Annotated in this window: 28 protein-coding genes; 25 read left to right on the top strand and 3 right to left on the bottom strand. The window is 67.4% G+C overall.

Annotation, left to right across the window (positions count from 1 at the left end; all coding sequences use genetic code 11):
• The 16 genes from V8Z80_RS01955 to V8Z80_RS01880 all read left to right on the top strand — a co-directional run bounded on the left by V8Z80_RS01955 (nucleotide 1) and on the right by V8Z80_RS01880 (nucleotide 15174).
• Nucleotides 1–945, top strand: coding sequence for a LysR family transcriptional regulator (locus V8Z80_RS01955; RefSeq protein WP_021159343.1), 945 nt, complete (start codon nucleotides 1–3; stop codon nucleotides 943–945).
• Complete coding sequence (locus V8Z80_RS01950; RefSeq protein WP_011516102.1) at nucleotides 942–1220, top strand: EexN family lipoprotein; 279 nt, start codon at nucleotides 942–944, stop codon at nucleotides 1218–1220. The genes V8Z80_RS01955 and V8Z80_RS01950 overlap by 4 nt, the downstream gene beginning before the upstream one ends.
• A gap of 236 nt (nucleotides 1221–1456) precedes the next feature.
• Entirely contained in the window at nucleotides 1457–3460 is a 2004-nt protein-coding gene (locus tag V8Z80_RS01945) for a conjugal transfer protein TraG (protein WP_021159345.1), read from the top strand.
• On the top strand, nucleotides 3457–3921 hold the full coding sequence (locus tag V8Z80_RS01940; protein ID WP_021159346.1) for a ribbon-helix-helix protein, CopG family: 465 nt from the start codon (nucleotides 3457–3459) through the stop codon (nucleotides 3919–3921). Before V8Z80_RS01945 ends, V8Z80_RS01940 begins: the two co-directional genes overlap by 4 nt.
• Entirely contained in the window at nucleotides 3918–4970 is a 1053-nt protein-coding gene (gene trbB / locus V8Z80_RS01935) for a P-type conjugative transfer ATPase TrbB (protein ID WP_066132405.1), read from the top strand. The genes V8Z80_RS01940 and trbB overlap by 4 nt, the downstream gene beginning before the upstream one ends.
• Nucleotides 4967–5350, top strand: a complete 384-nt coding sequence (locus tag V8Z80_RS01930; protein WP_011516107.1) for a TrbC/VirB2 family protein — start codon at nucleotides 4967–4969, stop codon at nucleotides 5348–5350. The genes trbB and V8Z80_RS01930 overlap by 4 nt, the downstream gene beginning before the upstream one ends.
• Nucleotides 5347–5619: a VirB3 family type IV secretion system protein gene (locus V8Z80_RS01925; RefSeq protein ID WP_003138984.1), complete on the top strand. Its 273-nt coding sequence runs from the start codon at nucleotides 5347–5349 to the stop codon at nucleotides 5617–5619. Before V8Z80_RS01930 ends, V8Z80_RS01925 begins: the two co-directional genes overlap by 4 nt.
• Nucleotides 5620–5631: 12 nt before the next feature.
• Entirely contained in the window at nucleotides 5632–8091 is a 2460-nt protein-coding gene (gene trbE / locus V8Z80_RS01920; protein WP_011516108.1) for a conjugal transfer protein TrbE, read from the top strand.
• Nucleotides 8088–8825 (top strand): P-type conjugative transfer protein TrbJ, encoded by a 738-nt coding sequence (trbJ, locus tag V8Z80_RS01915; RefSeq protein WP_011516109.1) that lies wholly within the window; start codon nucleotides 8088–8090, stop codon nucleotides 8823–8825. Before trbE ends, trbJ begins: the two co-directional genes overlap by 4 nt.
• Before the next feature lie 12 nt (nucleotides 8826–8837).
• Nucleotides 8838–9158, top strand: a complete 321-nt coding sequence (locus V8Z80_RS01910) for a hypothetical protein (protein WP_011516110.1) — start codon at nucleotides 8838–8840, stop codon at nucleotides 9156–9158.
• Entirely contained in the window at nucleotides 9155–10534 is a 1380-nt protein-coding gene (trbL, locus tag V8Z80_RS01905; RefSeq protein WP_011516111.1) for a P-type conjugative transfer protein TrbL, read from the top strand. The genes V8Z80_RS01910 and trbL overlap by 4 nt, the downstream gene beginning before the upstream one ends.
• A gap of 24 nt (nucleotides 10535–10558) precedes the next feature.
• Nucleotides 10559–11263 (top strand): conjugal transfer protein TrbF, encoded by a 705-nt coding sequence (gene trbF, locus V8Z80_RS01900; RefSeq protein WP_011516112.1) that lies wholly within the window; start codon nucleotides 10559–10561, stop codon nucleotides 11261–11263.
• Nucleotides 11260–12252 carry a P-type conjugative transfer protein TrbG gene (gene trbG, locus V8Z80_RS01895; protein ID WP_011516113.1) on the top strand — a complete coding sequence of 331 codons (993 nt, stop codon included), beginning with the start codon at nucleotides 11260–11262 and terminating at the stop codon, nucleotides 12250–12252. Before trbF ends, trbG begins: the two co-directional genes overlap by 4 nt.
• A 2-nt stretch (nucleotides 12253–12254) precedes the next feature.
• Nucleotides 12255–13526 (top strand): TrbI/VirB10 family protein, encoded by a 1272-nt coding sequence (locus V8Z80_RS01890; RefSeq protein WP_011516114.1) that lies wholly within the window; start codon nucleotides 12255–12257, stop codon nucleotides 13524–13526.
• A complete protein-coding gene (locus tag V8Z80_RS01885; RefSeq protein ID WP_011516115.1) occupies nucleotides 13523–13768 on the top strand; it encodes a DUF2274 domain-containing protein in 246 nt (81 codons plus the stop codon). Before V8Z80_RS01890 ends, V8Z80_RS01885 begins: the two co-directional genes overlap by 4 nt.
• A gap of 452 nt (nucleotides 13769–14220) precedes the next feature.
• A complete protein-coding gene (locus V8Z80_RS01880) occupies nucleotides 14221–15174 on the top strand; it encodes a 2-hydroxyacid dehydrogenase (protein ID WP_336060853.1) in 954 nt (317 codons plus the stop codon).
• Between the two features lie 9 nt (nucleotides 15175–15183).
• Here the strand turns inward: V8Z80_RS01880 and V8Z80_RS01875 are convergent, their stop codons facing one another.
• Entirely contained in the window at nucleotides 15184–15474 is a 291-nt protein-coding gene (locus V8Z80_RS01875) for a DUF3579 domain-containing protein (RefSeq protein WP_155196950.1), read from the bottom strand.
• 119 nt (nucleotides 15475–15593) lie between these two features.
• Here V8Z80_RS01875 and V8Z80_RS01870 point away from each other — a divergent pair, with 119 nt between their 5' ends.
• Both V8Z80_RS01870 and argF read left to right on the top strand, forming a co-directional pair.
• Nucleotides 15594–16775 (top strand): aspartate aminotransferase family protein, encoded by a 1182-nt coding sequence (locus V8Z80_RS01870; RefSeq protein ID WP_155196949.1) that lies wholly within the window; start codon nucleotides 15594–15596, stop codon nucleotides 16773–16775.
• A 56-nt stretch (nucleotides 16776–16831) separates the two neighbouring features.
• Nucleotides 16832–17776 (top strand): ornithine carbamoyltransferase, encoded by a 945-nt coding sequence (argF, locus tag V8Z80_RS01865; protein WP_155196948.1) that lies wholly within the window; start codon nucleotides 16832–16834, stop codon nucleotides 17774–17776.
• Here argF and V8Z80_RS01860 read toward each other — a convergent pair.
• Nucleotides 17773–18726 (bottom strand): LysR family transcriptional regulator, encoded by a 954-nt coding sequence (locus V8Z80_RS01860; RefSeq protein ID WP_155196947.1) that lies wholly within the window; start codon nucleotides 18724–18726, stop codon nucleotides 17773–17775. The two genes, argF and V8Z80_RS01860, sit on opposite strands and share 4 nt — an antisense overlap.
• 240 nt (nucleotides 18727–18966) lie before the next feature.
• Here V8Z80_RS01860 and V8Z80_RS01855 point away from each other — a divergent pair, with 240 nt between their 5' ends.
• Genes V8Z80_RS01855 through V8Z80_RS01845 form a run of 3 tightly spaced genes read left to right on the top strand, consistent with a single transcriptional unit; the run spans nucleotide 18967 to nucleotide 21915 of the window.
• Entirely contained in the window at nucleotides 18967–20010 is a 1044-nt protein-coding gene (locus tag V8Z80_RS01855) for a carbon-nitrogen hydrolase family protein (protein ID WP_336060852.1), read from the top strand.
• 46 nt (nucleotides 20011–20056) lie between these two features.
• Nucleotides 20057–20371 carry a hypothetical protein gene (locus V8Z80_RS01850; protein WP_336060851.1) on the top strand — a complete coding sequence of 105 codons (315 nt, stop codon included), beginning with the start codon at nucleotides 20057–20059 and terminating at the stop codon, nucleotides 20369–20371.
• Nucleotides 20368–21915 (top strand): sodium:solute symporter family protein, encoded by a 1548-nt coding sequence (locus V8Z80_RS01845; protein WP_336060850.1) that lies wholly within the window; start codon nucleotides 20368–20370, stop codon nucleotides 21913–21915. The genes V8Z80_RS01850 and V8Z80_RS01845 overlap by 4 nt, the downstream gene beginning before the upstream one ends.
• 55 nt (nucleotides 21916–21970) lie before the next feature.
• On the opposite strand, the gene V8Z80_RS01840 is transcribed toward V8Z80_RS01845, so the two are convergent.
• On the bottom strand, nucleotides 21971–22723 hold the full coding sequence (locus V8Z80_RS01840; RefSeq protein WP_155196943.1) for a GntR family transcriptional regulator: 753 nt from the start codon (nucleotides 22721–22723) through the stop codon (nucleotides 21971–21973).
• A gap of 128 nt (nucleotides 22724–22851) precedes the next feature.
• On the opposite strand from V8Z80_RS01840, the gene V8Z80_RS01835 reads away from it, so the two are divergent.
• Genes V8Z80_RS01835 through V8Z80_RS01820 form a run of 4 tightly spaced genes read left to right on the top strand, consistent with a single transcriptional unit; the run spans nucleotide 22852 to nucleotide 26463 of the window.
• Complete coding sequence (locus tag V8Z80_RS01835) at nucleotides 22852–23199, top strand: NIPSNAP family protein (RefSeq protein WP_336060849.1); 348 nt, start codon at nucleotides 22852–22854, stop codon at nucleotides 23197–23199.
• The gene (locus V8Z80_RS01830; protein WP_336060848.1) at nucleotides 23196–24170 is read left to right on the top strand and encodes a hydroxyacid dehydrogenase; all 975 of its coding nucleotides are present in this window, start codon (nucleotides 23196–23198) and stop codon (nucleotides 24168–24170) included. The genes V8Z80_RS01835 and V8Z80_RS01830 overlap by 4 nt, the downstream gene beginning before the upstream one ends.
• A complete protein-coding gene (locus V8Z80_RS01825) occupies nucleotides 24163–25314 on the top strand; it encodes a mandelate racemase/muconate lactonizing enzyme family protein (RefSeq protein ID WP_155196942.1) in 1152 nt (383 codons plus the stop codon). Before V8Z80_RS01830 ends, V8Z80_RS01825 begins: the two co-directional genes overlap by 8 nt.
• 39 nt (nucleotides 25315–25353) lie before the next feature.
• Complete coding sequence (locus V8Z80_RS01820) at nucleotides 25354–26463, top strand: enolase C-terminal domain-like protein (RefSeq protein ID WP_155196941.1); 1110 nt, start codon at nucleotides 25354–25356, stop codon at nucleotides 26461–26463.
• Nucleotides 26464–26491 lie beyond the last annotated feature (28 nt).

Genomic DNA, 26491 nt, shown 5'->3' with positions numbered 1-26491 from the left:
GTGGAGTTGCGCCACCTTCGATGCTTCATCGCTGTCGCGGAAGAACTCCACTTCGCGCGCGCCGCCGAGCGGCTACATATCGAGCAGTCGCCATTGTCGCGGGCCATCAAGGAATTGGAGGAGGACTTGGGTGTGCAATTATTCGAACGCACCACCCGCAGTACCCGCCTCACCCGCGCGGGCCAGCTCTTCCTGGAACACGTGCCACGCATCTTTACTGCCTTGCAGCAGGCGCGTGACAGCGTGAAAGCGGTCGCCAATGGTTTCCACGGGCAATTGCGTGTGGCCTTGTCGGATGGCATCACGCCTTCGCGCTTACCGGCCTTGCTGGCGCTATGCCGACAAGAGGAGCCCGAGGTCGAAATTCGCTTCTTCGAGGTGCCGCTGTCGCAGCAGATCAAAGGGCTGCATGATGACCTGTACGACGTGGGATTTGCCCAATCCGATGAAGTGGGCGACGGCATCGTCGCTTTGCCCGCCTGGAGCGATGCGTTGATGGTGGCGGTGCCCGCCCGGCATCCGCTGCTGATCCACAAGCGCATCCCCTTGGATGAGTTACTGCGCTACCCATTGGTACTGTGCGATCCGCAAGTCTGTGAAGGCCTCGCGAAGCATGTTGAGCGGGTGCTTCGCCGAGTGGACATGGAGCCGCTGGTCGCGGAGCGAGTTGCCACAAGCGATTTGATGATGGCGTTGGTGTCAGCGGGCTTCGCACTTGGGTTGGCGGGTGCAGCTCACATTGCCGCCAGTCGTGAATCAGGTGTGGTGGCACGACCTTTGGCGTCACGCGTGCCACCGCTGACGACCTATTTGCTTCGTCTTGACAGTGATCCGTCCGATGAACTGGCGCGGTTCATTGAGCGCGTAAAGGCCATCGATCTGCCAGAAACTCCCAGACCCGCACGAGGCCGCAATCCCGATCACCCGGAGGAACTGATGCCATGAAGAAGATCATTCCGTTCTTGCTGGTGGCTGCCTTGACCGCCTGCGGTCAGTCCGAGACACCTCTGAACGCCACCAATTCAAAGGCAAGGATTCCGACAGTAGAAGAACTGGCGGCTAACCCAGAGCACCTCAAAGAACTGCGTCTGCAATGCAAGACCGACCGCCCCAAGTTGGGCGATACGATATGCGATCGGGTCGCCGAAGCCACGCGCAAACGGTTCTATGGCGACCGTGATACTCCGTACACGCCACCGAAACAATCGCCCAAGTTCTGATCGTCGGTGACGCGCCGCATCGGCTTCATATTCTTGTCCGACACGCCGCGATGCGCCTTCGCTTGCGGCGCTTTTCTTCGGCTCGCCGTCACACTAATTCTTTCTTTTTGCTCGACCATTCTGCTGAAAACGGTCTTTGACCGGCACTGACCCGGCACCGATCCTGACGCATGCGGCACGTTCCTGTGCCGCGATTTCCATGAGGAATCAGCGCAGGAGAAATCGGAGGCCAGGTCATGCAAGGGACGAACGTGCTGTTCGGTCAGATCGCCGTGGTGTTCGGCATCGTGATCGCCGGCGTGTGGGGCGCCACACAATGGACAGCAGCGGCCCTTGGCTATCAAGTACGCCTTGGCTCTCCCTGGTTCGATCTTCTTGGCACGCCGATCTACCACCCGTGGAAGCTGTTTGAGTGGTGGTTCTTCTTCGGCGCCTATGCGCCGGAAGTATTCGACACCGGCGGCGCCATCGCCGGCGCCAGTGGCATGGTCGCCGTGGGCGTTGCCATCGCCATGTCGGTCTGGCGCTCGCGCCAAGCTCGCCTCGTCACCACCTACGGCTCGGCGCGTTGGGCTAACGCGCAGGACATTCGCATGGCGGGCCTCACGCATCCAGCCGGCGTCTTCCTCGGCCAGCACGACCGCCAGTACCTGCGGCATGAAGGCCCGGAACACGTCCTGACCTTCGCGCCTACGCGCTCGGGCAAGGGCGTCGGCCTCGTGGTGCCGACGCTGCTGTCCTGGCCTGCATCCGCCGTCATCCACGACATCAAAGGCGAGAACTGGCAGATCACTGCGGGCTGGCGCTCGCGCTTCTCGCATTGCCTGCTGTTCAACCCGACCGATGCGAAGTCGGCGGCCTACAACCCGCTGCTGGAGGTGCGGCGCGGCGCGCATGAGGTGCGCGATGTGCAGAACATCGCGGACATTCTGGTTGATCCCGAAGGTGCGCTGGAGAAGCGCAACCATTGGGAGAAGACCAGCCACGCGCTGCTGGTCGGGGCCATCTTGCATGTCCTCTACGCGGGCGAAGACAAGACGCTGCGCGGCGTCGCCAACTTCCTCTCCGATCCGGCCAGCCCGTTCGAGCTGACCTTGCATCGGATGATGACCACGCCGCACCTCGGCGATGGGCCGCATCCGGTCGTCGCATCGGCGGCGCGCGAAGTGCTCAACAAGTCGGACAACGAGCGTTCCGGCGTGTTGAGCACTGCCATGTCGTTCCTCGGCCTGTACCGCGATCCCACGGTGGCCGAAGTCACCTCGCGTTGCGACTGGCGCATCGCCGATCTGATCGCGGCCGAGCATCCGGTATCGCTATATCTGGTGGTGCCGCCTTCGGACATTTCGCGGACAAAGCCGCTCATCCGCCTGATCCTCAACCAGATCGGCCGGCGCCTCACCGAGTCGCTCGATGGCTCCGACGGCATCGCACGCCGCCACAAGCTGCTGCTGATGCTCGATGAGTTCCCAGCGCTGGGGCGTCTGGACTTCTTCGAGACGGCCCTAGCCTTCATGGCGGGCTATGGCATCCGCAGCTTCCTCATCGCGCAGTCGCTCAACCAGATCGACAAAGCCTACGGCCAGAACCATTCGATTCTGGACAACTGCCATGTGCGCGTGACGTTTGCGACGAATGACGAGCGCACCGCCAAGCGCATTTCCGAGACGTTGGGCACTGCGACCGAACTGCGCGCCCAGCGCAATTACGCAGGCCACCGGCTGGCTCCGTGGCTGGGCCACCTCATGGTGTCGCGTCAGGAAACCGCGCGCCCGCTGCTGACGCCCGGCGAAGTCATGCAGCTTCCGCCTGACGTGGCGGTGGTGATGGTGTCGAGCGTGGCGCCGATCAAGGCGAAGAAGCTGCGCTACTACGCGGACGCCAATTTCAAGCGGCGCGTGCTGCCGCCTCCTGTGCTGGCGGACGGCCGATACGCCGACGCGCCGCCGGTGCGCCCGGACGACTGGAGCGGCCTGGCGATTCCTGCTGTACCCGCCGCGCCTGCGGCCGATGCCGCCGAAGGCTTCGGCGCTTCGACCGACGACGGTGGCCCACGCCGTCAACCCGAACTCTCCGAAACCGTCGCCTACGCCCCCGAGCTGGCCGCGAGCACCGCCGACCTCGACCTGCTCGATGACGACGACGACCTGCCGCTTCCCCTTCCTCGCCAGCTTAATCCGGCCATGCAGCGCACGGCCCGGCTGGCTTCCCTCGACCCCAACGACGGAATCGAGCTATGAGCCACTACCGCCTGAATCTCTTTATCCAGCCGGAGCACGCCAAGCGCCTGGACGAGCTGGCCGCCAAGAAAGGCGTGTCCAAGTCGTCCATCGTCGCGGCGGCGCTCGCATCGTGGCTGTCGCCCGATGCCGCCGACCAGCGCGAGGCGGCCATCGCCAAGCGGCTTGATCGCCTGTCGCGTCAGGCCGAGCGCATGGAGCGCGACCAGAACATCGCCATCGAGACGCTGGCACTGTTCATCCGCTACTACCTGACCGTCAGCACGCCGGTGCCGGAGGCCCATCAGGAGGCGGCGCGCGCCCAGGGCAAGGCGCGCTTCGAGCAGTTCACCGAGCAGCTTGGCCGCAACCTGCTGCGGGGCCGCAGCCTGGTGCGCGACGTGGTGGAGGAACTGCATGCCGACCCGATGCAGATGGAGGACGCGGCGGCAGCCGCGCAAGCGCAGGAGCGTGCGTCATGAGCGCCGTTCCGCAGTCCATGAGTGCCACGTCGCTCGACCGCCGCATCCAGATGCTGCGCACGGCAATGGGGCCGCTGATCGCCGCTGCGCTCGAAGACCCCGACGTGGTGGAAATCATGCTCAACCCGGATCGCACCCTTTGGGTGGATCGCCTGTCGTCGGGCCGCGCGCCGATGGGCGTTGAGATGCCCGAGGCTGATGGCGAGCGAATCATCCGCCTGGTCGCGGCCCATGTCGGCGCGGAAGTCCATCGCGGCCAGCCGCTCTTGTCGGCGGAGCTGCCCGAGACGGGCGAACGCTTCGAGGGCATCTTGCCGCCTGCTGCACCGGGGCCGGCCTTCGCGCTGCGCAAGCGCGCCATCGGCGTGATTCCGCTGGAGCGGTACGTCATCGACGGGATGATGACCAGCGCCCAAGCGGGCTTTCTCGTTCGCGCCGTGCGCGAGCGTCAGAACGTGCTGATCGCCGGCGCTACCAGCAGCGGCAAGACGACCTTGGCCAATGCACTGCTGGCCGAGATCGCCGCCACCGGCGACCGCGTACTGGTGCTCGAAGACACGGTGGAACTGCAATGCGCGGCGCGCGACCACGTTCCACTGCGCACGCGCGCAGGCGTGGTGTCCATGACGGAACTGGTGCGCTCGTCCATGCGCCTGCGGCCGGATCGCGTCGTCGTCGGCGAGGTGCGCGGCGCCGAGGCGCTGGATCTCATCAAGGTGTGGGGCACGGGCCACCCCGGCGGCATCGCCACGATCCATGCCGGCTCCGCGCTGGGCGCGCTGCTGCGCCTGGAACAACTGATTCTCGAAGTGGCCGTGAATCCGCCCCGTGCGCTGATCGCCGAGGCGGTCAACGTGGTGATCCACATCGTCGGGCGCGGGCGCAAGCGCCGCATCGAGAGCATCGCCCGCGTCGTCGGCTTCGACGGCGTGGGCTACCAACTGGCGGACGCGCTGGAAACGTCGTTTCCCGAGCTACTGCCGATCCCCGATGCCGCATCCGCTGCGGCGACTTCCCCGTCCCCTGACCAACCTGGAGAACTGCCATGACGCAGATGACCATTTCTGCTTTCCGTGTTTCCGTAAATCCGGCTTTGCGCCTTGCACGGCTGCGTAGCCTGGCCCGCCCTGCTGGGCAAGGGCTGCTGCTGGCCGCGCTGCTGCTGTTCCTGGCCGGCACCGCGCAGGCCGCCGGTTCCTCGATGCCGTGGGAAGGCCCGCTGCAATCCATCCTCGAATCCATCCAGGGGCCGGTGGCGCGCATCGTCGCGGTCATCATCATCATCGCAACCGGCCTCGCGCTGGCCTTCGGCGACACGTCGGGTGGTTTCCGCAAGCTGATCCAGATCGTGTTCGGCCTGTCCATCGCGTTCGCGGCTTCGAGCTTCTTCCTGTCGTTCTTCAGCTTCTCCGGCGGGGCCGTCGTATGAGCGGCCCGGATACCTTCGCGGCTGGGTTCGAGGTGCCGCTGCATCGCTCGCTGACCGAGCCGATCCTGCTGGGCGGTGCGCCGCGCACCGTGGCAATCGCCAACGGCACGCTGGCCGCCGCCGTCGGGCTAGGCCTGCAACTGTGGATTCCTGGCGTCGTGCTCTGGATCGTCGGCCATTCGCTGGCGGTATGGGGCGCGCGCGTCGATCCGCAGTTCATGGCCGTGTTCGCCCGGCACATCAAGCACCGCCCGCTGCTGGACGTGTGAGGGGACGCCGCCATGCTGAACCTTGCCGAATACCGCCAGCGACCCGCATTGCTCGCCGACTGGCTGCCGTGGGCTGGATTGGTTGCGCCGGGCGTCGTCTTGAACAAGGACGGCAGTTTCCAGCGCACGGCCCGGTTTCGCGGGCCTGACCTCGACAGCGCGACGCAAGGCGAGTTGATCGCCACGTCGGCACGCCTGAACAACGCCCTGCGCCGCATGGGTTCGGGCTGGGCGCTGTTCATTGAAGCAGAGCGCCGACCCGCCGCCGACTATCCGCACTCGGAGTTTCCCGAGCCACTGTCGTGGCTGGTGGACGAGGAACGCCGCGCCACCTTCGAGGACTCGGGCAACCACTTCGAGAGCGGCTATCACCTGACGCTGGTGTACCTGCCGCCCGAGGAATCGCGCGCCCGTGCCGCCAAGATGCTCTACGAGAACACGCCGACGAATGGCGTGGACTGGCGCGAGCGCCTGCAAGCCTTCGTCGCGGAGACGGATCGCGTCTTTGACCTGCTCGATGGCGTGATGCCGGAAATCACCTGGCTCGATGACAGCCAGACGCTGACCTACCTACACGCCACCATCTCGACGCGGCGCTATCGCGTCGGCGTGCCCGAAGTGCCGTTCCACATCGACGCGCTGCTGACCGATTCCGCGCTGGTCGGTGGCCTGGCACCGATGCTGGGCGACCAGCACCTGCGCGTGGTGTCGGTGCGGGGCTTCCCGACCTCGACCTGGCCGGGGATTCTGGACGACCTCAACCGCCTCGGCTTTGCCTACCGCTGGAGCACGCGCTTCCTGTGCCTCGACAAAGCCGAGGCGGAACGGGAGTTGGGGCGCCTGCGCCGCCAGTGGTTCGCCAAGCGCAAGAACGTCATCGCGCTGCTGCGCGAAACGATCTTCCAGCAAGAAAGCCCGCTGGTGGATACCGACGCCAGCAACAAGGCGGCGGATGCAGACGCGGCCTTGCAGGAGCTGGGCAGCGATCAAGTCGCCTTCGGCTACCTCACCGCGACGGTGACGGTGCTCGATGCCGACCCGGCCGTGGCCGACGAGAAGCTGCGCATGGTTGAGCGCGTCATTCAGGGACGCGGCTTCATCACCATCCCGGAAACGCTCAACGCCGTGGATGCGTGGCTGTCGTCCATTCCGGGCAACGCCTACGCCAACGTGCGGCAGCCCATCGTCTCGACGCTGAACCTGGCTCACATGATGCCGGTGTCGGCGGTATGGGCCGGGCCGGAAAAGGACGAGCACCTGGACGGCCCGCCGCTGATCGTCACGCGCACCGATGGCGCCACGCCTTTTCGCTTGGTCACTCACATCGGCGACGTGGGCCACACGCTGGTCGCGGGGCCGACCGGCATGGGCAAGTCGGTTTTGCTCGCCACGCTGGCAATGCAGTTCCGCCGCTATCGCGGCTCGCGCATCTTCGCGTTCGACATGGGCCGCTCGATGCGCGCCACGGTTCTCGGGCTGGGCGGCGAGCACTACGACCTCGGGACGGACGGCGAAATCGCCTTCCAGCCCTTGGCACACATCGACCGCGAGGGCTACCGCACCTGGGCGGCCGAATGGATCGAAGGCCGCTTGCTGCATGAAGGCGTGGCGGTCGGTCCCGACGAGAAAGCGGCTATCTGGTCGGCGCTGGGAAGCCTCGCCGGTGCGCCGTTGGAGCAGCGCACGATGACGGGGCTTTCCGTGCTGCTGCAATCGAACACGCTGCGTCAGGCGCTGTCGCCCTATGTGCTCGGCGGTGCCCACGGCAAGCTGCTGGACGCCGACCATGACCGGCTAGGCATGGCCGACGTGCAGTGCTTCGAGATGGAGGAACTGATGCACAACAAGGCCGCCGTCATGGCCGTGCTGCATTACCTCTTTGCGCGCTTCGATGAACGCTTCGACGGTGCGCCCACGCTGCTGATCCTCGATGAAGCGTGGCTGTTCCTCGATGACCCGGTGTTTGCCGCGCGTATCCGGCAATGGCTCAAGACGCTCAGGAAAAAGAACGTCAGTGTCATCTTCGCCACGCAATCGCTGGCGGACATCAAGGATTCGAGCATCGCACCCGCGATCATCGAGAGCTGCGCAAGCCGCATCTTCCTGCCGAACCCGCAGGCGACCGAGCCGCAGATTCGTACGATCTACGAGGGCTTCGGCCTGAACTCACGGCAGATCGAAATCGTCGCCACCGCGCAGCCCAAGCGCGACTACTACTACCAATCCCGCTTCGGCAACCGCCTATTCGACCTCGACCTGGGGCCGGCGACGCTGGCCTTTGCGGGCGCTTCCACGCCGCAAGACCAGCGCGACATGGACCGCGTGCTGCTGGACGCCGGCACGCCCGGCTTCGCAGGCGGCTGGCTGCGCCATTGCGGCCTCGATTGGGCGGCCGATCTGCTGCCCTCGTTCCCCGGCCTCGCGCCGGGTTCCCTCCGTACCGCTGACCACCTATTGGAGAACCAGCTATGAAGATCCGTGCGCTTTCCATTTCTCTCGCCGCCGCGCTGTCGGTATCGCTGCTGGCCGTACAACCGGCATCTGCCATCACGGTGTTCGATCCGTCCAACTTCGTGCAGAACACGCTGACCGCGATTCGCACGCTGGAGCAGATCAACAACCAGATCCAGCAGCTTCAGAACGAAGCGCAGATGCTGATGAACCAGGCGCGCAACCTCGCCAGCCTGCCGTCCAGCGTGGTGAACCAGTTGCGCGCCAATCTGGCGACGACCGAGCGGCTGATCGCTCAGGCTCGCGGCTTGGCCTACGACGTGACGAACCTCGATCGGGAGTTCGCGCGCCTGTATCCCGAGCAGTACGCCGCCACCGTCAGCGGCGACCAGATGTACCGCGACGCGCAGGAGCGTTGGCGGAACACGCTCAACGGCTTGCAGACCACCATGCAGATGCAGGCGCAGGTGTCGCAGAACCTGGGCGAAGACGAAAGCGTGCTGGCCGACCTTGTGAGCAAGAGCCAGTCGGCCCACGGTGCATTGCAGGCCATGCAGGCCATGAATCAGTTGCTCGCCTTGCAGGCCAAGCAATCGATACAGGCGCAACGGCTCCAGATCACACAAGACCGGGCCGCCTCGCTGGAGCTGGCGCGACAGGCGGCGGCCACGGAACGTGCCCGCGAAGTGCGGCGGCGCTTCCTGGGCGAAGGCACGCCGTACACGCCGCAGACCGTGAACTTCTACCGCGACTGACGGGAGGCCGCCATGCGATGTGTCCTCGTCCTGTGTGCTGTGCTGCTGGCCGCTTGCAGCGAGCAGCCGGCCGACAATCTTGCCGATGCCTTGGCCGCCGATCCCGTGCGGCTCAAGGCATTGCGCGCGCAATGCGCGGCCGACCGACAGGCTACGGGCGAGGACGCCTGCCGCGCCGCTACCGAAGCCTTCCGGCGGCGCTTCTTTTCTGGCCAGGCCGGGCCTGATGAATACCTGACGCTGCCCGACCTGCCGCCGATCCCGCCGAGCTTCGAGGAATCGGCCGATGGCATGGCGCCGGCCGTTCCCGTCGAACCGGAGGACACGCCATGAATGACGTGACCATCATCGACCAGTTCCTCAACACCTTCGCCACCTACATCGACTCGGGTTTCGGACTGCTGCGGGGCGAAGTGGCGTTCCTCACGGCCACGCTGATCGTCATCGACATGACGATCGCCGGCCTGTATTGGGCCATGAGCCATGCCACCGGCCAGGGCGAGGACGTGATCGCCAAGCTGCTGCGCAAGGTGCTCTACGTCGGTGCCTTCGCCTATATCCTCAACAACTTCAACTGGCTGGCCAGCATCGTGTTCCGCTCGTTCGCCGGGTTGGGCATCACCGCCACCGGCTCGGCCATCACGATGGAGAACTTCCTCCAGCCGGGCCGGCTGGCCAAGACCGGCATCGACGCCGGGGCGCCAATTCTGGAACAGATCGGCGAGATGGCCGGGTTTCCCGAGGTGTTCGTGAACCTCGATCCCATCGTGGTGATGTTCCTCGCTTGGTTGGTCGTGGTCCTGTGCTTCTTCGTGCTGGCGATCCAGCTTTTCATCACGCTGATCGAGTTCAAGCTGACCACACTCGCGGGCTTCGTGTTGGTGCCGTTCGCGCTGTGGAACAAGACCAGCTTCCTCGCCGAGAAGGTGCTGGGCAACGTGGTGTCGTCCGGCGTCAAGGTACTGGTGCTGGCCGTGATCGTGGGCATCGGCTCGGGCCTGTTCGCGCAGTTTCAAGTCCATCCCGCCGAACCGTCCATCGACCACGCGCTGGTCATCATGCTGGCCTCGCTCACCTTGCTGGCGCTGGGGATCTTCGGCCCCGGCGTCGCCACGGGCCTCGTGTCCGGTGCGCCGCAGCTCGGCGCTGGCGCAATGGCCGGTGCTGCTGTCGGCGCTGCCGGCACGGCTGTCGCCATCGGCGCCGCCGCGACGGGCGTGGGTGGCGCCGTGGCTGCTGGCGCGCGCATGGCCCCGGCTGCCGCCAAGCTGGCCGGAAGCGGTGCGCGCGCCGCCACGACGGCGGCCGGCAGTGCGAAGTCGGCGTTCCAGGCCGGTTCCGCCGCCGCTGGCGGCGGCGCAAAGGGCGCGATGGCGGGCCTGGGCAACGTCGCCAAGACCGGCGCGCAGGCCGCCGGATACGCGGCTGCATCCCGTGCTTCCGCTGCCGGGCAGCGGATGGCCGCTCCGTTCCGTGCTGGCTGGAATGGCTCGATGGCCGACGCTGGCGCGTCAGCCGGCCAAGCCTCCGCAGGAGAAGCCCCCGCAGGCGACGCCGCTGCACAGAAGCCGGAACAACCCGCCTGGGCCAAGCGGCTGCATCGCCGCCAGCAACTCACCCACGCCGCGACCACCGCCGCGCACACGCTGCGCGGCGGTGACGGTGGCGGCTCGGGGCAAGGCCCGAGCCTGCGCGGCTCCGACGAGTAAAGCGATTCACAAGGAGAACTGACCATGCGATTCAGAAAACCGCAGGTGCGCTATGCCGACACGCCGCAGCCTGCCACGCCGTACCAAGCTGCCGGCCAGGTGTGGGACGACCGTATCGGCTCGCCGCGCGTGCAGGCGAAGAACTGGCGCCTGATGGCCTTCGGCTGTCTGACGCTCGCGCTGTTGATGGCCGGCGGCCTGGTGTGGCGCTCGGCGCAGTCCTTCGTGACGCCCTACGTCGTGGAGGTGGACAACGCGGGCCAGGTGCGCGCCGTGGGCGAAGCCGCCACGCCGTACCGGCCCAACGATGCACAGACGGCGCACCACATCGCGCGCTTCGTGACGCTGGTGCGCTCGCTGTCCATCGACCCCATCGTCGTCCGCCAGAACTGGCTGGACGCCTACGATTACACGACCGACAAGGGCGCGGCCGTGCTCAACGACTACGCGCGAGTCAACGACCCGTTCGCGCGCATCGGCAAGGAGTCGGTGACGGTGCAGATCACCAGCGTCGTGCGCGCCAGCGACACGTCTTTCAACGTGCGCTGGACGGAACGCCGCTACGTCAACGGCGCCGCGGCGGGCCTGGAGCGGTGGACGGCCGTGGTGTCCATCGTGCTCCAGCCGCCGCGCACCGAAGAACGCCTGCGCAAGAACCCCCTGGGCATCTACGTCAACGGCCTGTCGTGGAGCCGCGAACTGGATTCTTCCGAAGGAGCCAAGCCATGAATGATCTTTTCCGTAAATCCGCTTTGCCGGTGATCCTGCTTGCCCTCGTGGGCTGCGCCTCGCAGGGCAAGCCACCGCCGACCATCTCGCTCGATGAGCCGGTGCAGGCCCAGCCGCTGCCGGAGCCGCCCGCGCCGGTGGAGGTGGTGGCCGTGCCCGAGGTTCTACCGATGCCGGCGCAGTTGAAGCCGTTGCCCGAAGCTGAGGACGCCAAACCTGCGCCGGAGCCGGCTGACGAGAAGGTGCGCGTCTCGCGCGCCAATGCCGAGGCCCGCGTAGCCCCCACGCGCGAGGGCTACGTCAATGCGATTCAGGTTTGGCCCTTCACGGACGGGGCGCTCTATCAGGTCTATGCGGCCGTGGGCCGCGTGACCGTGGTTTCGCTCCAGCCGGGCGAGGAACTGGTGACGGTGGCCGCTGGCGATACCGTGCGCTGGATCGTGGGCGACACGTCCAGCGGCAGCGGTGCCGATCTGCGCGTGAACGTGCTGGTCAAGCCGATTCGCTCAGGCCTCAAGACCAATCTCGTCATCACCACCAGCCGCAGGACGTACCTGCTGGAGCTGGCTTCGACGGAAAAGACGTGGATGGCGTCGGTGTCCTGGGAGTACCCGCGCGACCGGATGCTGGCGCTACAGCGCCAAGCGCAGGCGGCCAATGCCGCCGCGCCGGTCGATGCCGGGCTGGCGCTAGAGAACCTGCGCTTCCGCTACGCAATCAGCGGCAGCAATCCGCCGTGGAAGCCGTTGCGCGCCTTCGACGACGGGCAGAAGGTCTATATCCAGTTCCCCGCTGGCATCGCGCAAGGCGAGCTGCCGCCGCTGTTCGTGATAGGGCCGGAAGGCGACGGGCAACTGGTGAACTACCGCTTCCGCTCGCCGTACTACATCGTGGATCGCCTCTTTGGCGCGGCAGAGCTGCGCCTGGGCGGCGACAAGGGCGCCATGGTGCGGATCGAGCGCACGGATGGCGTGGCACGGAGGAACTGACCATGATCCAGGACGACACCCCCGACCTCGCCAGGCCGCAAGCGGGCAAGGTCGCGCCCGAGGCGTTGGCGCTGCGCGCCCAGCCGCGCCCGGTCACGCGCCTGAACCGGCGCACGCTGGCCATCCTCGTCGGCGGCCTGTCGGTCGCCGTGCTCGGAGCCACGATCTGGTCGTTGCAACCGCAGCGGCGCAGCGCGGGCGAGCAGCCCGAGCTTTACAACGTCGATCGCGTCTCGAAGTCCGAAGGGCTGGACGGCCTGCCGGCCGACTACTCGAAGCTGCAGCCGAAGGTGCCCGAGTTGGGGCCGCCGCTGCCGGGCGATCTTGGCCCGGCCATCGTGAACTCGCAGCAGCCGGCCGTGGCCGCTTACGCGGCCCCCGGCCACCATCCCAACGATGCCTTGCGCAAGGAGGAAGAAGCCGCTGCGGCTTCGTCGGTGTTCTTCCGTTCGGGCGGCCAAGGCCCCACCGCCGCGGTGGCGCAGGCGACGCCGGGTGCGCCTGGTGGTGCAAGCGCGCTCGCGGCCTTCGACCCGCTCGCAGCCGGGTCGGCCTCGACGGCGGCGCAGCCTGGCGACCCGACCGCCGTGCAGAACCGGCAAGACCAGAAGGAGGCGTTCCTGAAAGCCGGTTCTACGGAAACCCGCAATTCCGGCAATCTGGCGCTGCCGGCGTCGCCCTATCAGGTGATGGCTGGAACCGTGATCGCGGGCGCGCTGGTGACGGGCATCAAGTCGGACTTGCCGGGCGACGTGATCGCCACGGTGACGGAGCCGGTCTATGACACGGCTACAGGCAAGTACCTGCTGATCCCGCAGGGGTCGCGCATCCTCGGGCGCTACAACAGCCAGGTCAGCTACGGGCAGAGCCGCGTGCAGGTGGTGTGGAACCGGATCATCCTGCCCGACACGTCCTCGCTGACGCTCGACAACCTTGTCGGCACCGATCCAGCCGGCTATTCCGGTCTAGAGGATGACGTGGATTGGCATTGGAATCGCATCGTCGCGGGCGCGGTGCTGACGACGCTGCTGGGCGTCGGAGCCGAGCTGGCCGCGCCGGAGAACCGCCAGGACGGCAACCGCATCGTCATCGCCGGGCGCGACAGCGCCCAGGACGGCATCAATCAGGTCGGCCAGGAGATCACCCGGCGCAACATGAACATCCAGCCGACGCTGACCGAGCGGCCGGGCCTGCCGGTGCGGATCATCGTCAACCGGGATCTAGTGCTGCGGCCCTACCAGCCGCTGTTCTTCAATCGGGGAGCTTCGCAATGAGCGCGACCAAGAAGCTGCGGCTCGGGCCGCTGCCCAAGACCGAGAACGTCAAGCTGACCTTTGCCTGCCCGGCCAGCCTGAAAGCCGACCTCGACCGCTACGCCGCGCTGCACGCGCAGGCATATGGCGAAGCAGTCGATGCAGAGAAGTTGATCCCGCACATGCTGGAGGCGTTCATGGCGGGGGATCGGGGATTCAGGAAGGGCACGACGACCCGGAGCGCGCCATCAAAGCCTACATGATGGCATCGCATTCCAACGGCATCCATCGAACGCGCAGCCCTCAGCTGCGCGTTCTTCATTCTGGAGGCCGCCAAGCCTCTTGGGCTATGATGACGCGACAGGCCCGCCGTTCCTCGGCAATCCAGCACGACACAGTGCGATGCGGCTTTCTCTCCCGACGCTCTTATGTGGCTCCTAGCCGACGAAGCCGCGGTTCTGCAAAGCGGCCCCGAAAAGAGCTAACCTACTGCCCCATATACGGTTTCAAGCCCTGCGTGATTTGCGCGAAAGACTTGACACCGGCACTTTTTTGTTCTGGCGCCGTTTGGCGTCGTGTCGACGTTTTTGTGGCGGCCCCGCCCGCGCCGCGGGCTCGCGCGCGGCAGGGTATTTCCCCGCCGGCTTGCGCCCGGGCGGGATGGCTCGGTTAAAGTATCGAGCTTCATCCACCCCGAGCGAGACAGATACACGCCATGACTACCAAACCGCGCGTCCTGCAAGTCGGCCCGCTGGCCGGCTCCCCCACCGCCCAAGACAGGCTCAACGCCGAATACACGCCGCTGGAGCTCTGGAAAGAACAGGACAAGGCCGCTTTCCTCGCGCGCGAAGGCAAGGGCGTGCGCGCCGTGGTCACCACGGCCACGGCCGGCTGCTCGGCCGAGATCATCAACGCCCTGCCGGACCTGCAAGCCATCTGCAGCTGGGGCGTGGGCTACGAAACCATCGACGTGGAGGCGGCCCGCGCCCGCAACGTGCTGGTCAGCAACACCCCCGACGTGCTCACCGACTGCGTGGCCGACCTGGCCTGGGGCCTGATGCTGGCCACCGCCCGGCGCATCGCCCAGGGCGATCGCTACGTGCGCGCCAACCAGTGGGGACAGGTGCATGGGATCTTCCCGCTGGGCACGCGGGTCAGCGGCAAGAAGCTGGGCATCGTGGGCCTGGGCCGCATCGGCGAGGCCATCGCCCGGCGCGGCCTGGGTTTTGACATGCAGGTGCGCTACCACAACCGGCGCCAGCGCCAGGACGTGGACTACGGCTACGAAGCCAGCCTGGTGTCCCTGGCTCGATGGGCCGACTACCTGGTGGTGGCCACCGTGGGCGGCCCGGCCACGCGCCACCTGGTCTCGCGCGAGGTCATCGAGGCCCTGGGGCCCGAGGGCATGATCGTGAACATCGCGCGCGGGCCGGTCATCGACGAAACGGCCCTGGTACAGGCCCTGTCCGACGGCAAGCTGGGCGGCGCCGGCCTGGACGTGTTCGAGTTCGAACCCAAGGTGCCGGACGCGCTCAAGCAGATGGACAACGTCGTGCTGCTGCCGCACATCGGCAGCGCCACCTATGAGACGCGCGAGGAAATGGCCAACGTGGTGTTCGACAACCTGCGCAGCTTCTTCGAGACGGGCAAGGTCGTCACCCCGGTCTGAGGGCAGGCCCTAGGCCTGGCGCTCGCTGGTCTTCAGGCGGTTGTCCCGGGCAAAGTCCAAGACGAACTTCCAGGCCAGCGGCTCGAGCTCGCGCAGCCGCTCGTCCACCACCACGCAGCGCTCGCCCTCGAGCAGCACCGGCACCACATAGGGCGAATAGGTCAGGTGATTGCCAGCGGCGCCGGGCGGACGGAAAGACGCCATCACGCCCGCCAGCCGTTCGGCCCAGTCGCTGGGGCGAAAGCGGCCGCCTTCTTCTGTGACGCCGTGGATGATGATCTGCCTGACTTTCTGTGTCATGAAATACCGTAACGGAGCGGGCCGCTGCCTAGTCGCGGATTGTATATGATTGATCCTTTCGTCATGCCGCCCCCCTGAGCGCACCCGGGTGCGGCGCCCGTTTTTTCAGGAGCCCTCGCATGTCCTCGCCCTTGGCCAACATCTATGCCCGCCTGCCGGTTTCCTTCACTCATGGCCAGGGCGTCTGGCTCTGGGACAGCCAGGGCCGAAAGGTCCTGGACGGCATGGCCGGCATCGGCGTCTCGTGCCTGGGCCACGGGCACCCCAAGCTGGTCAAGGCCATCGCCGAGCAGGCCGCCAGGCTGATCCACACTTCCAACCTCTATGAAGTGCCCGAGCAGGCCGCGCTGGCCGAGCGCATCGTGCAGATCTCGGGCATGCAGGAGGTGCTGTTCGCCAACAGCGGCTCGGAAGCCAACGAGGCCGCCATCAAGGCCGCGCGCTACTTCGGACACAAGCAGGGCAACGAGTTTCCCCACATCATCGTCATGGAATCGTCCTGGCACGGCCGCACGCTGGGCACGCTGGCGGCCACGGGCAGCGACAAGGCGCGCGCCGGCTTCGGCCCCCTGCCCGGCGGCTTTCCGCAAGTGCCGTACAACGACCTGGACGCGGTGCGCCGCGCCGGCGACGCCGAGCCGCGCGTGGTGGCCGTGCTGCTGGAAGTGCTGCAGGGCGAAGGCGGCATCCGGCCTTCGGACGCGGCCTACATCCAGGGCCTGCGCGCGCTGTGCGACGAGCGCGGCTGGCTGCTCATGATCGACGAGGTGCAATCGGGCATCGGCCGCACCGGCAAGTGGCTGGCCCACCAATGGGCCGATGTCCGGCCGGACGTCATCACCCTGGCCAAGGGCCTGGGCGGCGGCGTGCCCATCGGCGCGGCGGCCTTCGCCGGCCGCGCGGCCGGCGTGTTCGGCCCGGGCAACCACGGCACCACCTTCGGCGGCGGCCCGCTGGTCTGCGCGGCTGCGCTGGCCACGCTCAATGCCCTCGAAGAAGAAAAGCTGCTCGAGAACGCGCACACCGTGGGCCAATACCTCAAGCAGCGCCTGGCCAACGACCTGCAAGGCGTGCAAGGCGTGCAGGAAGTGCGCGGCCGCGGCCTGATGCTGGGCATCGAGCTGGCGCGCCCCTGCGGCGTGCTGGCGCGCCAGGCGCTGGATGCCGGCCTGCTGATCAACGTCACGCGCGAGAAAGTGGTGCGCCTGCTGCCGCCCCTGGTCATTACCCAGGCCGAGGCCGACCAGCTGGCCGACATCCTCGTGCCGCTCATCAAGCAATTCCTGGCCGAACAGGCCTGACCCGCCCCACCGGCGGCCGCCACCCGCGGCCGCCGACCCGCAACAACGGATCCACGATGACCCAAGCTTCGAATCAGCCCGGCCCGCTGCGCCACTTCCTGCAATTGCGCGACCTGAACCGCGACGAGATCGACTACGTGCTGCGCCGCGCGGCGCTCATCAAGGACAAGTTCAAGCGATACCAGCCGCACATGACGCTGCACGACCGCACGCTGGCGATGGTGTTCGAGAAGGCCAGCACCCGCACGCGCGTCTCGTTCGAGGCCGGCATGTACCAGCTGGGCGGCTCGGTCATCAACCTGACCACCTCCGATTCGCAGCTGGGCCGATCCGAGCCCATCGAGGACACCGCCCGGGTGGTCTCGCGCATGGTCGACGTGATCATGATCCGCACCTTCGAACAGACGCGCATCGAGCGTTTCGCCGCGCATTCTCGGGTGCCGGTGATCAACGGCCTGACCAACGAATTCCATCCCTGCCAGATCCTGGCCGACATCCTGACCTACATCGAGCATCGCGGCGACATCGCCGGCAAGACAGTGGCCTGGATCGGCGACGCCAACAACATGGCCTACACCTGGCTGCAGGCCGCCGAACTGCTGGGCTTCAAGCTGCATGTGTCCACGCCCAAGGGCTACGAGCTCGAACAGGAGCGCATCGGCACGGCCGCCTCGGTGCTCAGCCAGTTCGACGATCCGCGCCAGGCCTGCGAAGGCGCGCACCTGGTCACCACCGACGTCTGGACCAGCATGGGCTACGAGTCCGAAAACGAGGCGCGGCGCAAGGCCTTCGCCAACTGGTGCGTGGACGCGGACATGATGTCCCGGGCCGACCCGCAGGCCCTGTTCATGCATTGCCTGCCCGCCCATCGCGGCGAGGAAGTCACCGGCGAGGTCATCGACGGGCCGCAAAGCGTGGTGTGGGACGAGGCCGAGAACCGCATGCATGCCCAAAAGGCGCTGATGGAGTTCCTGCTGCTGGGCCGGCTCGACCAGGACTAGGCAGCGTCGGCGCGCAGGCCCCGGCTGCGCCGGGCCGGCTCGGCATGCGGCGCCGCCAGGTACTGCCCGTCGGCGGCGAACAAGGCCGCCAGCGCCTCGCTCATCGACTTGATGCGCGGGGCGAACTGCAGCTCGGCATGCACGCTCAGCCATACCTCCCGGGTGGCCTGCACCTGCGGCCACAGCACCGGCACCAGCGGCGTCTGCTCGTCGGCGAAAACCGGCAGCAGCACCAGCCCCTCGCCGCTGGCGGCGGCATTCATCTGCGCGATCATGCTGGTGCTGTGAAAGCCCACCCGGCGCTGCGTCAGCACCTCGTCGAGCCAGCGCACCGCGTCCAGGTTGATCAGGTCGTCCACGTAGGTAACGTAGCGATGCCGGCCCAGCTCGCGCACGCTGCCCGGCACGCCATGCCGGGCGAAATACCCGGGCGAACCGTATAGCGCCAGCTTGAACTCGCCCAGCTTGCGCGACACCCATCCCTTGCCTTCGGGCTGGAAAAAACTCAGGAACAGATCGGCCTCGCGCCGGGCCACGCTGACCAGCTGGGTGGACGTCACCAGCTCCAGCGTCACGTCGGGGCTGTGCTGGCGCAGGCGCTCGAGCCGGCGGGCCAGGTAGAGCGAGGCGATGCCTTCCATGCTGGCCAGCCGCACCCTCGGGCAGGGATCGTCGCGCGGCGACTCGAAGCGCTCGCGCGCCAGCAGCAGCTTGGCCTCGACCGCCTCGGCGCACTGCAACAGGATCAGCCCGCGCTCGGTGGCGCGCAGCCCTTGCGGGCGCCGTTCGAACAGGCTGGCGCCGGTATGGAACTCGAGCTGGGCGATGCGCCGGCTGACGGTGGAGTGATCGACGCGCAGCCGCTTGGCCGCGCCGGCCAGGCTGCCGGCGCGCGCGACCTCCAGCAGGTAGCGCAGGTCGTCCCAGTCGAGATGGTTGAACGGAATCATGGCGGGATCTTGCTCTTGTATGACGCCACCCTCGGGCCCGATGCCCGTTTCCCCTTGCGCGCGGCCTTATGGCCGGCCGCCTGCGCCCACCCATTTTAGGCCTGTGCCGGCGCGGCGCAAGCCTGGACCACGGCGCAAGGGCTGGGCATTTTTGCAAGCGCCCGTGCATTTTTTTGCAGTTCCTGCGCGCGGGGGGCTCACGTAAGCTGGCTGGCGTCATCCACCCGATCGCCACCAGCCATGACCGGACATCCCATCGTTCCCGTCGCCGCCGTCCACGCGGCCCCGGTATTTCTCGACGCCCGCGCCACCACGGACAAGGCCGTCGCCCTCATCGCCGAGGCCGCCGCCCACGGCGCGCGCTACGTGGTCTTTCCCGAATCGTACATACCCGCCTTTCCCGTCTGGGCCGCGCTATGGGCGCCCATGCACAACCACGACCTGTTCCGCGCCATGGCCGAGCAAAGCATACGGGTGGACGGCGAGGAAATGCGGCGCATCGCCCAGGCCGCGCGCAAGCACCAGGTCTACGTGATGATGGGTTTCAGCGAAAGCAGCCCGGCCAGCGCGGGCTGCCTCTGGAACGCCTACGCGCTGTTCAGCGACGACGGCCACCTGCTGAACCACCACCGCAAGCTGGTGCCCACCTTCTTCGAAAAGCTGGTCTGGGCCCCGGGCGACGGCGACGGCCTGCGCGTGGTATCCACCGGCATAGGGCGGCTGGGCGGGCTGATCTGCGGCGAGAACACCAATCCGCTGGCCCGCTTCGCCCTGATCGCCCAAGGCGAACAGATCCACGTCTCGAGTTGGCCACCGCTTTGGCCGACCCATGCGCCCGATAGCGGCAGCAACTACGACAACCTGAACGCCAACCGGATCCGCGCCGCCGCCCACTCCTTCGAGGGCAAGCTGTTCGGCATCGTCTGCGCCGGCTACATGGACGCGGCCATGCGCGAGTTCCTGGTCGCGCGCGATCCTTCCATCGCCGACGTGCTGGACGGCTCGCCGCGCGCGGCCTCGATGTTCATCGACCCGGCCGGCGCGCAGATCGGCGACGTGCTGCGCGACGAGGAAGGCATCGCCTACGCCACCTTCGACCTGTCGGCCTGCATAGAACCCAAGCAGTTCCACGACATCGTCGGCTACTACAACCGCTTCGACATCTTCGACCTGAAGGTCCATCGCCAGCGCACCGCGCCGGTGACCTGGACCGGCGGCGCGGCGCCGGCCGGCCATGCCGATGCCGCGGCGCCCGACTGCGAGGAGGCCCGCCTATCGGAATGACACTGCCGCACCTGCCCACGCATATCAAAACCAAGGGGAAAAACTCATGCAAACCGACTACACGCCATGCCAGCCCATGCTGGGCATCATCCCGCGCAGCCGCCTGGGCCGGATCGTCCTGGCCTGGGCCGCGCTCAACATCGTCCTGACGGTGCTGCCGCTGTTGGCCGGCATCGGCAACGGCAGCCGCATGGTGGCCGGCATCCTGCCGCTGACCATTCTTTATTCGTATGCGGTGTTCTGCTCGAACTGCCTGCTGGGCTTGGCCTTCTACCTGTGCCGCGCGCGCGGCTGGGCCGAACGCGAGGACCGCGGCGCCGTCCAGGCGCCTGGGCTCGACCGTGCGGAGGCGTCCCAATGAGCGCCGCCACCTTGCTGACGCTGGGCGGCATCGCCGTCTACATGCTCCTGGTCTTTTTCATCGCCTGGCGCGCCTATCGGCGCAACCGCGGCGGCGACGCCACCGACTGGTACCTCATGGGCCGGGACACCAATCTCTTCATGCTGGTGGGCACGCTGTTCGCCACCTGGTTCAGCACCTTCGCCTTCCTGGGCGGGCCCGGCACCTACTACCTGACCGGCGTGAACTGGCTGCTGTTCGGCTTCTTCAATTCGATGGGCCCGGTGCTGGTCATGCTGGTGGGCCCGCGCATCTGGAAGCTCGGCAAGCAATACGGCTTCATCACGCCGGCCGACCTGCTGGCCGCCTATTACGACGACAGCCGCCGGCTGCGCTGGCTGACCGCGGCGGTATGCATCATCGTGCTGTTTCCCTACGCATCCATCCAGCTCTCGGGCATCTCGATCGCCGTGGCCAGCATCTCGGGCGGCTTGATCACCTACGAGATGTGCATCGTGGGACTGTCGGTCTGCGTGGCCATCTATGCCCTGCTGGGCGGCAGCCGCGCCATCGTCTGGACCGATGCCATACAGGGCGTCATCTTCGCCCTGTTCCTGGTGGCCACCGCCATGCTGGTGGTGTCCTGGAGCGGCGGCTGGACCGAGGGGTGGAGCCGCGCCGTGGCCGCCCAGCCGCAGAAATTCGCCTTCGGCGCCGACGCCAACGCGGGCAACTACATGACGCTGATGCTGCTGTGGACGTTCGGCTGGATCCTCACCCCGCACCTGTGGCAGCGCCTGTACATGGCCCGCTCGGCCAAGACGCTGGTCACCAGCTCGGTCATCGCCTCCTTCCTGGCCTTGTTCGTGGTGACCTTCTCCGGCGCGGTGATCGGCTTTCTGGCCATGGGCATGGACCTGCCGCTGCCCGGCGGCTTCACCTCCGATGCGCTGGTGCCCTTCCTGTACGCCAACTTCATGCCGCTGGCGGGCGCGGCCATCGTGGTGGCGGTATTCGCCGCGGGCATGTCCACGCTGGACAGCCAGGTGATCTCGGCCGCGTCGGTATTCGCGCGCGACTACTACAGCCATCGCAAGGCGCCGGTGGACGACCAGGCCGTGCTGCGCGTGAGCCGGCGCTTCGAATCGGCCTTCATCGTGCTGCTGATCCTGTTCGCGCTGTCCGATGCCGGCCGCCAGCTGCTGGTGCCGCTGGCCTCCATCGGCGTGGGCCTGGCGCTGGTTTTCCTCATGCCCTTGATCGGCGCCCTGTTCTGGCCGCGCGCCAGCGAAGCGGGGGCCTTCTGGGCCATGCTGGCCGGCACCGTCGTGATGCTGGGCGCGCAATTCGGCCTGCGCGCCTACCTGCCGGGCTCCATCGGCCCGGCCATGTGGGCGCTGATCGCCAGCGCCGCGGTGTTCTACACGGTATCGCTGCTGGGCAAGCCCGTCTCGCGCGAGAAGCAGGAGATGTTCCACGGCTTCCTGTCCCGGCGCTTTCCCGAATCGCTGGAATCGGGCCAGCCGCCCGCGCCCGCCTCGCGCCGCGCGGAGCAGGCCGCGTAGGACAGGCCGGGCGCCCACGGGCACGTGCCGGGCCTGGCCCGGCCCGGCCCGCGGTTCACGGCTGGATCAGCAGTTGCCGGCCATTGGGCGGAAAGTAGGCATGCTGCAGGTAGATCGCCTTGCCCAGATCGTCGTGGGCGATGATCTCCATCTGCGCACCCGGGGTGCCGGGCGCGACGCCGACCGCCTCGGCGACCGGATCGGGCAGCGGCGCCAGGCGCATCTTCTCGGTATAGCTGGCGGTGGGCTGGTGATAGCGCCGCGCGATCAGGTCCTTGAAGCTGACGCCGTTTAACTGCTCCAGGTCGATCTCGCGCAGTTCCGCGAAGCGCTCGCCGCAGAAATAAACCTGCACGAACACGTCGAACTCCCGGTTGATCGAGAACAGCCGGTCTATGCACCATAGCTGCTCGCGCGGCAGCCATTGATCCCAGGGCCCCGGCGCCTGCACGGCAAAGCGCCGCAGCGCCTTGGTATAGATCGGCAGCAGCCCCGTGCCTGCGTCATCCAGGAAGCGGAAGTGCTGGAAGGGCCCGCCCAGCCGGGCGGGCTGCTCGGTCACGAAGGTGCCCGAGCCGTGGCGCCGCATCAGCCTGCCCTCTTGAACCAGCAGGCGCAGCGAGCGCTGCACCGTGCCCAGGCTCAGGCCCGACATGGACACCAGCACGTCCTCGGCGGGCAATCTTTCTCCCGGCGCCCAGCGGCCCTTGTCGATCTGTTCGGCCAGCGCGTTGCGCAGCATCAGGTACTTCGGCAAACCGGGCGGTCCGGCCAGTTCCAGGCGGGAAACAGGGGTGGGGGGCGTCATGGGCGTTAGTTTATCCGTGAGTCCTGGCAGGCAATCGCCGGGGTGGGTGCGCACGTCGTCGCTTGCACAAATACCTATATAGGACTATAGTTATTTAGGAATATAAACCACAACAGAAGGAGACGACCGTGATCGTGGAGGAACGCATCTACACCTGCCATTGCGCCAAGGCGGCACAGTACGTGGCCATGTACGAGCAGGAGGGCCTGGCCATCCAGCGCCCCATCCTCGGCCACCTCGTGGGCTACTTCACTTCCGAGATCGGCGAGTTGAACCAGGTCGTGCATATGTGGGCCTACCAGGACCTGGCCGACCGGGCCCGCCGGCGGGCCCGCCTGCATGCCGATCCGGCCTGGCGGCAATATGCCGCCAAGGTGCAGCCGCTGGTCCTGACCCAGCAGAACAAGATCCTCGTGCCCGCGCCCTTCTCTCCCTGGGCCGACGGGCCGGCCTACGGCGCGGAGCGGCAGGCATGAAGATCGTGTGCACCCAGCCCATGCACCACGCCGGGCTCGCGCTGCTGGAGGGCCACCAGGTGCTGGTCCTGGCCGATGAGCAGCCCCGCACCCTCTATGAAGCCCTGGCCGAGGCGGACTACCTGGTGGTGCGCTCGATGCTGCCGCCGGACGTGTTCGAGCATCCCAACCGCCTGCGCGGCGTGGTGCGCCACGGAACCGGGCTGGACTTCATCCCGCTCGAGCGGGCCACCGCGCATGGCATCGCGGTGGCCAACGTGCCCGGCGCCAACGCCCAGGCGGTGGTGGAGTACTGCCTGAGCGCCATGCTGCAGCTGCGCCGCCCGCTGGCCGCGATGGACCGCATGCTACGCAGCGAAGGCTGGCCGGCGGCCCGGACCTTGGCTGCCGGCTGCGGCGAGCTGCGCGGCAAGACGCTGGGCGTGGTGGGCCTGGGCACCATAGGCAGCGCCCTGGCGCTGGCCTGCCACCACGGCCTGGGCATGCAGGTGCTGGGCTACCAGCCCGACGAGCGCCCGGCCCCGGACGTGGTGCGGCGCGTCGCGCTGGACGCGCTGCTGGCCGGCGCCGATGTGCTGGTGCTGTGCTGCCCGCTGACCGAGGCCACCCGCGGGCTGGTCAATGCGGCCACGCTGGCCCGCCTGCGCCGCGGCGCCATCCTGATCAACGCGGCCCGCGGTCCGATCGTGGTCGAGCAGGACCTGCTTGCCGCCCTGCGCAGCGGCCACCTGGCCGGCGCCGCCCTGGACGTGTTCGAGCGCCAGCCGCTGCAGGCCGGCCACCCCTATCTGCAGGCGCGCGGCCTGCTGCTCACGCCTCACGTGGCCGGGCTGACCGAGGACAGCACGGCAGCCATGAGCGTGGGCACCGCCCAGCGCCTTTTGCAGATGATTGCGGGCCAGCGCCCCGACAACCTCGTCAATCCGCAGGTCTGGAACCGGCCTGCCCCGCAAGGAGGGCACCATGCCTGAGCACGATCCCTTGCGCATCGTTGACGTGCGGGCCTATCCCACCTCGGTCCCGGTGCGCGACGGCGTCACCCTGGGCATAGGGCGGGCCGTCAAGCGCGATTGCGTCATCGTCAAGGTCACCACCGAGCAGGGCCTGGTCGGCTGGGGCGAAGCGCACCACGGACGCTGCCCCGGCGCGATCGGGCAGTTGCTCAACACCACCATTCGGCAGCTGGCCTGCGGCATGTCGGCCGCCGATGTGGTCGGCGTCTGGTCGCGCCTGTACCAGCGCCAGCTTGCCAGCCACGGCATGGGCACCGCCGCCGCCCTGGCCATCAGCGGCCTGGACCAGGCGCTGTGGGACATCCGCGGCAAGGCGGTAGGCTGGCCGCTGTACCGCCTGCTGGGCGGCACGCGCCGCGCCATCCCCGCCTATGCCGGCGGCATCTCGCTGGGCTTTCAGGAGCCCGGCGCGCTGGCCGAAGAAGCGGCGGCCCTGCGCGGCCAGGGCTATCGCGCGCTCAAGCTGCGCGTTGGCGACACGCCCGCGCGCGACATCGCCCGGCTGGCCGCGGTGCGGCGCGCCTTGGGCGATACGGTGGAAATCATGGTCGATGCGAACGTCGGCTATACGCCGGCCGACGTGCGCGCCGTGGCGCCGGCCCTGGCCGAGCATCGCGTGCTCTGGCTCGAAGAGCCTTTCGCGCCGCACGACCACCGCAGCTATCGCGATGCGGCGGCCTGCCTGGGCGTGCCCCTGGCCGCGGGCGAGAACCACTACACCCGCTATGAATTCAACCGCCTGATCGAAGACGGCGCCGTCGGCATCCTGCAACCGGACCTGTCCAAGGCGGGCGGCATCACCGAAGCCCTGCGCATCGCCGCGCTGGCTTCGGCCTGGAAGCTGCCGATCTGCCCGCACACATCCGCCAGCGGGCTGAACATGGCCGCCAGCCTGCACCTGCTGTCCGCCATCGACAGCGGCGGGTACTTCGAGGCGGACGTGGCCAGGGAGAACCTGTTTCGCGACGCGTTGACCACGCGGGTGGACGGCCTGGACGCCGAAGGCAAGGTCCATGCGCCCGAGGCGCCCGGCCTGGGCGTGCAGGTGGACGAGGACTTCCTGGCCGCCCACCCGGTCATCGACGGCCCCGCTTACGTTTAGCGCCGCGCTTTCGCGGCGACGCTGCTCCAAGGAGAAAAAATGAAGATCACCGACGTGTCCCTGACCCTGTTCGCCTGGGACGACATTCCCCCGACCAGCTATGCCGCCCACACCGGCAAGTTCTCGGGCTCGAGCAAGATCGGCCTGCTGGCCGTCGAGACCGACCAGGGCGTGACCGGCCATGCCTTCCTGGGTTCGGCCTACTACGGCGCCGACCTGGACGGGCCCAACCTGGTGAAGTATCTCAAGCCCCTGCTGGTGGGACAGAACCCGCTGGACCGCGAGCGGCTGTTCCAGGCGCTGTGGCGGCGCGCGCGCACCACCACGGTGCGTACCATCGGCGCCTGCGACGTGGCCCTGTGGGACATCGCGGGCAAGGTCGCCAACCTGCCCATCCATCGCCTGCTCGGTTCTTACCGCGACAAGGTCAAGGCCTATGCCAGTTCGATGATCCTGGACTCGCCGCAGGCCTATGCCGAGGAGGCGCAGCATTACCAGTCGCTGAACTGGGCCGCCTACAAGATCCATCCGCCCCACCCCTGGCAAGAGGACATCAAGGTATGCGAGGCGGTGCGCAAGGCCGTGGGCGACGATTACCTGGTGATGCTGGACGCGGCCTGGAGCTACCAGTATCCCGAAGCGGTGCGCGTGGGCCGGGCCATCCAGGAGCTGGACTACTACTGGTACGAGGACCCGCTGCACGACGCCGACATCTACAACTACGTCAAGCTCAAGCAGCAGCTGCACATCCCGCTGATGGCCACCGAGTTTCCCGCCGTCGGCCTGGACGGCTACGCCCAGTGGGTACGCCAGAGCGCCACGGACTTCCTGCGCGGCGACGTGGCGCTCAAGGGCGGGATCACCAACATGATGAAGGCCGCCCACCTGGCCGAGAGTTTCCGGATGAACTACGAGGTGCACCATGGCGGCAACTCGCTGAACAACGTGGCCGGCCTGCACGTCATCATGGCGCTGAAGAACACCGAATTCTTCGAGGTGCTCCTGCCCGACGGCGCGCAGAAGTACGGCCTGCAACAGGACATTGCCGCCGACGCGCAGGGCTATGTGTACGCCCCCACCGGGCCGGGCCTGGGCGCGGCCATCGATTTCGACCTCATCAAGCGCAAGCAGGTGGCGGTATTGCGCTAAAGACCCGCACAGCAAGAAGGAGGAGACA

Origin of the sequence: Orrella sp. JC864, assembly GCF_037026685.1 — a bacterium.
GTDB lineage: Bacteria > Pseudomonadota > Gammaproteobacteria > Burkholderiales > Burkholderiaceae_B > Orrella.
This window is presented reverse-complemented; position numbering and strand designations above follow the sequence as displayed.

Excerpts from the sequence above, each read along its gene's own strand:
- V8Z80_RS01950 (WP_011516102.1), top strand. The coding sequence starts at position 942 with ATGAAGAAGATCATTCCGTTCTTGCTGGTGGCTGCCTTGACCGCCTGC.
- V8Z80_RS01945 (WP_021159345.1), top strand. The coding sequence starts at position 1,457 with ATGCAAGGGACGAACGTGCTGTTCGGTCAGATCGCCGTGGTGTTCGGC.
- V8Z80_RS01940 (WP_021159346.1), top strand. The coding sequence starts at position 3,457 with ATGAGCCACTACCGCCTGAATCTCTTTATCCAGCCGGAGCACGCCAAG.
- trbB (WP_066132405.1), top strand. The coding sequence starts at position 3,918 with ATGAGCGCCGTTCCGCAGTCCATGAGTGCCACGTCGCTCGACCGCCGC.
- V8Z80_RS01930 (WP_011516107.1), top strand. The coding sequence starts at position 4,967 with ATGACGCAGATGACCATTTCTGCTTTCCGTGTTTCCGTAAATCCGGCT.
- V8Z80_RS01925 (WP_003138984.1), top strand. The coding sequence starts at position 5,347 with ATGAGCGGCCCGGATACCTTCGCGGCTGGGTTCGAGGTGCCGCTGCAT.
- trbE (WP_011516108.1), top strand. The coding sequence starts at position 5,632 with ATGCTGAACCTTGCCGAATACCGCCAGCGACCCGCATTGCTCGCCGAC.
- trbJ (WP_011516109.1), top strand. The coding sequence starts at position 8,088 with ATGAAGATCCGTGCGCTTTCCATTTCTCTCGCCGCCGCGCTGTCGGTA.
- V8Z80_RS01910 (WP_011516110.1), top strand. The coding sequence starts at position 8,838 with ATGCGATGTGTCCTCGTCCTGTGTGCTGTGCTGCTGGCCGCTTGCAGC.
- trbL (WP_011516111.1), top strand. The coding sequence starts at position 9,155 with ATGAATGACGTGACCATCATCGACCAGTTCCTCAACACCTTCGCCACC.
- trbF (WP_011516112.1), top strand. The coding sequence starts at position 10,559 with ATGCGATTCAGAAAACCGCAGGTGCGCTATGCCGACACGCCGCAGCCT.
- trbG (WP_011516113.1), top strand. The coding sequence starts at position 11,260 with ATGAATGATCTTTTCCGTAAATCCGCTTTGCCGGTGATCCTGCTTGCC.
- V8Z80_RS01890 (WP_011516114.1), top strand. The coding sequence starts at position 12,255 with ATGATCCAGGACGACACCCCCGACCTCGCCAGGCCGCAAGCGGGCAAG.
- V8Z80_RS01885 (WP_011516115.1), top strand. The coding sequence starts at position 13,523 with ATGAGCGCGACCAAGAAGCTGCGGCTCGGGCCGCTGCCCAAGACCGAG.
- V8Z80_RS01880 (WP_336060853.1), top strand. The coding sequence starts at position 14,221 with ATGACTACCAAACCGCGCGTCCTGCAAGTCGGCCCGCTGGCCGGCTCC.
- V8Z80_RS01875 (WP_155196950.1), bottom strand. The coding sequence starts at position 15,474 with ATGACACAGAAAGTCAGGCAGATCATCATCCACGGCGTCACAGAAGAA.
- V8Z80_RS01870 (WP_155196949.1), top strand. The coding sequence starts at position 15,594 with ATGTCCTCGCCCTTGGCCAACATCTATGCCCGCCTGCCGGTTTCCTTC.
- argF (WP_155196948.1), top strand. The coding sequence starts at position 16,832 with ATGACCCAAGCTTCGAATCAGCCCGGCCCGCTGCGCCACTTCCTGCAA.
- V8Z80_RS01860 (WP_155196947.1), bottom strand. The coding sequence starts at position 18,726 with ATGATTCCGTTCAACCATCTCGACTGGGACGACCTGCGCTACCTGCTG.
- V8Z80_RS01855 (WP_336060852.1), top strand. The coding sequence starts at position 18,967 with ATGACCGGACATCCCATCGTTCCCGTCGCCGCCGTCCACGCGGCCCCG.
- V8Z80_RS01850 (WP_336060851.1), top strand. The coding sequence starts at position 20,057 with ATGCAAACCGACTACACGCCATGCCAGCCCATGCTGGGCATCATCCCG.
- V8Z80_RS01845 (WP_336060850.1), top strand. The coding sequence starts at position 20,368 with ATGAGCGCCGCCACCTTGCTGACGCTGGGCGGCATCGCCGTCTACATG.
- V8Z80_RS01840 (WP_155196943.1), bottom strand. The coding sequence starts at position 22,723 with ATGACGCCCCCCACCCCTGTTTCCCGCCTGGAACTGGCCGGACCGCCC.
- V8Z80_RS01830 (WP_336060848.1), top strand. The coding sequence starts at position 23,196 with ATGAAGATCGTGTGCACCCAGCCCATGCACCACGCCGGGCTCGCGCTG.
- V8Z80_RS01825 (WP_155196942.1), top strand. The coding sequence starts at position 24,163 with ATGCCTGAGCACGATCCCTTGCGCATCGTTGACGTGCGGGCCTATCCC.
- V8Z80_RS01820 (WP_155196941.1), top strand. The coding sequence starts at position 25,354 with ATGAAGATCACCGACGTGTCCCTGACCCTGTTCGCCTGGGACGACATT.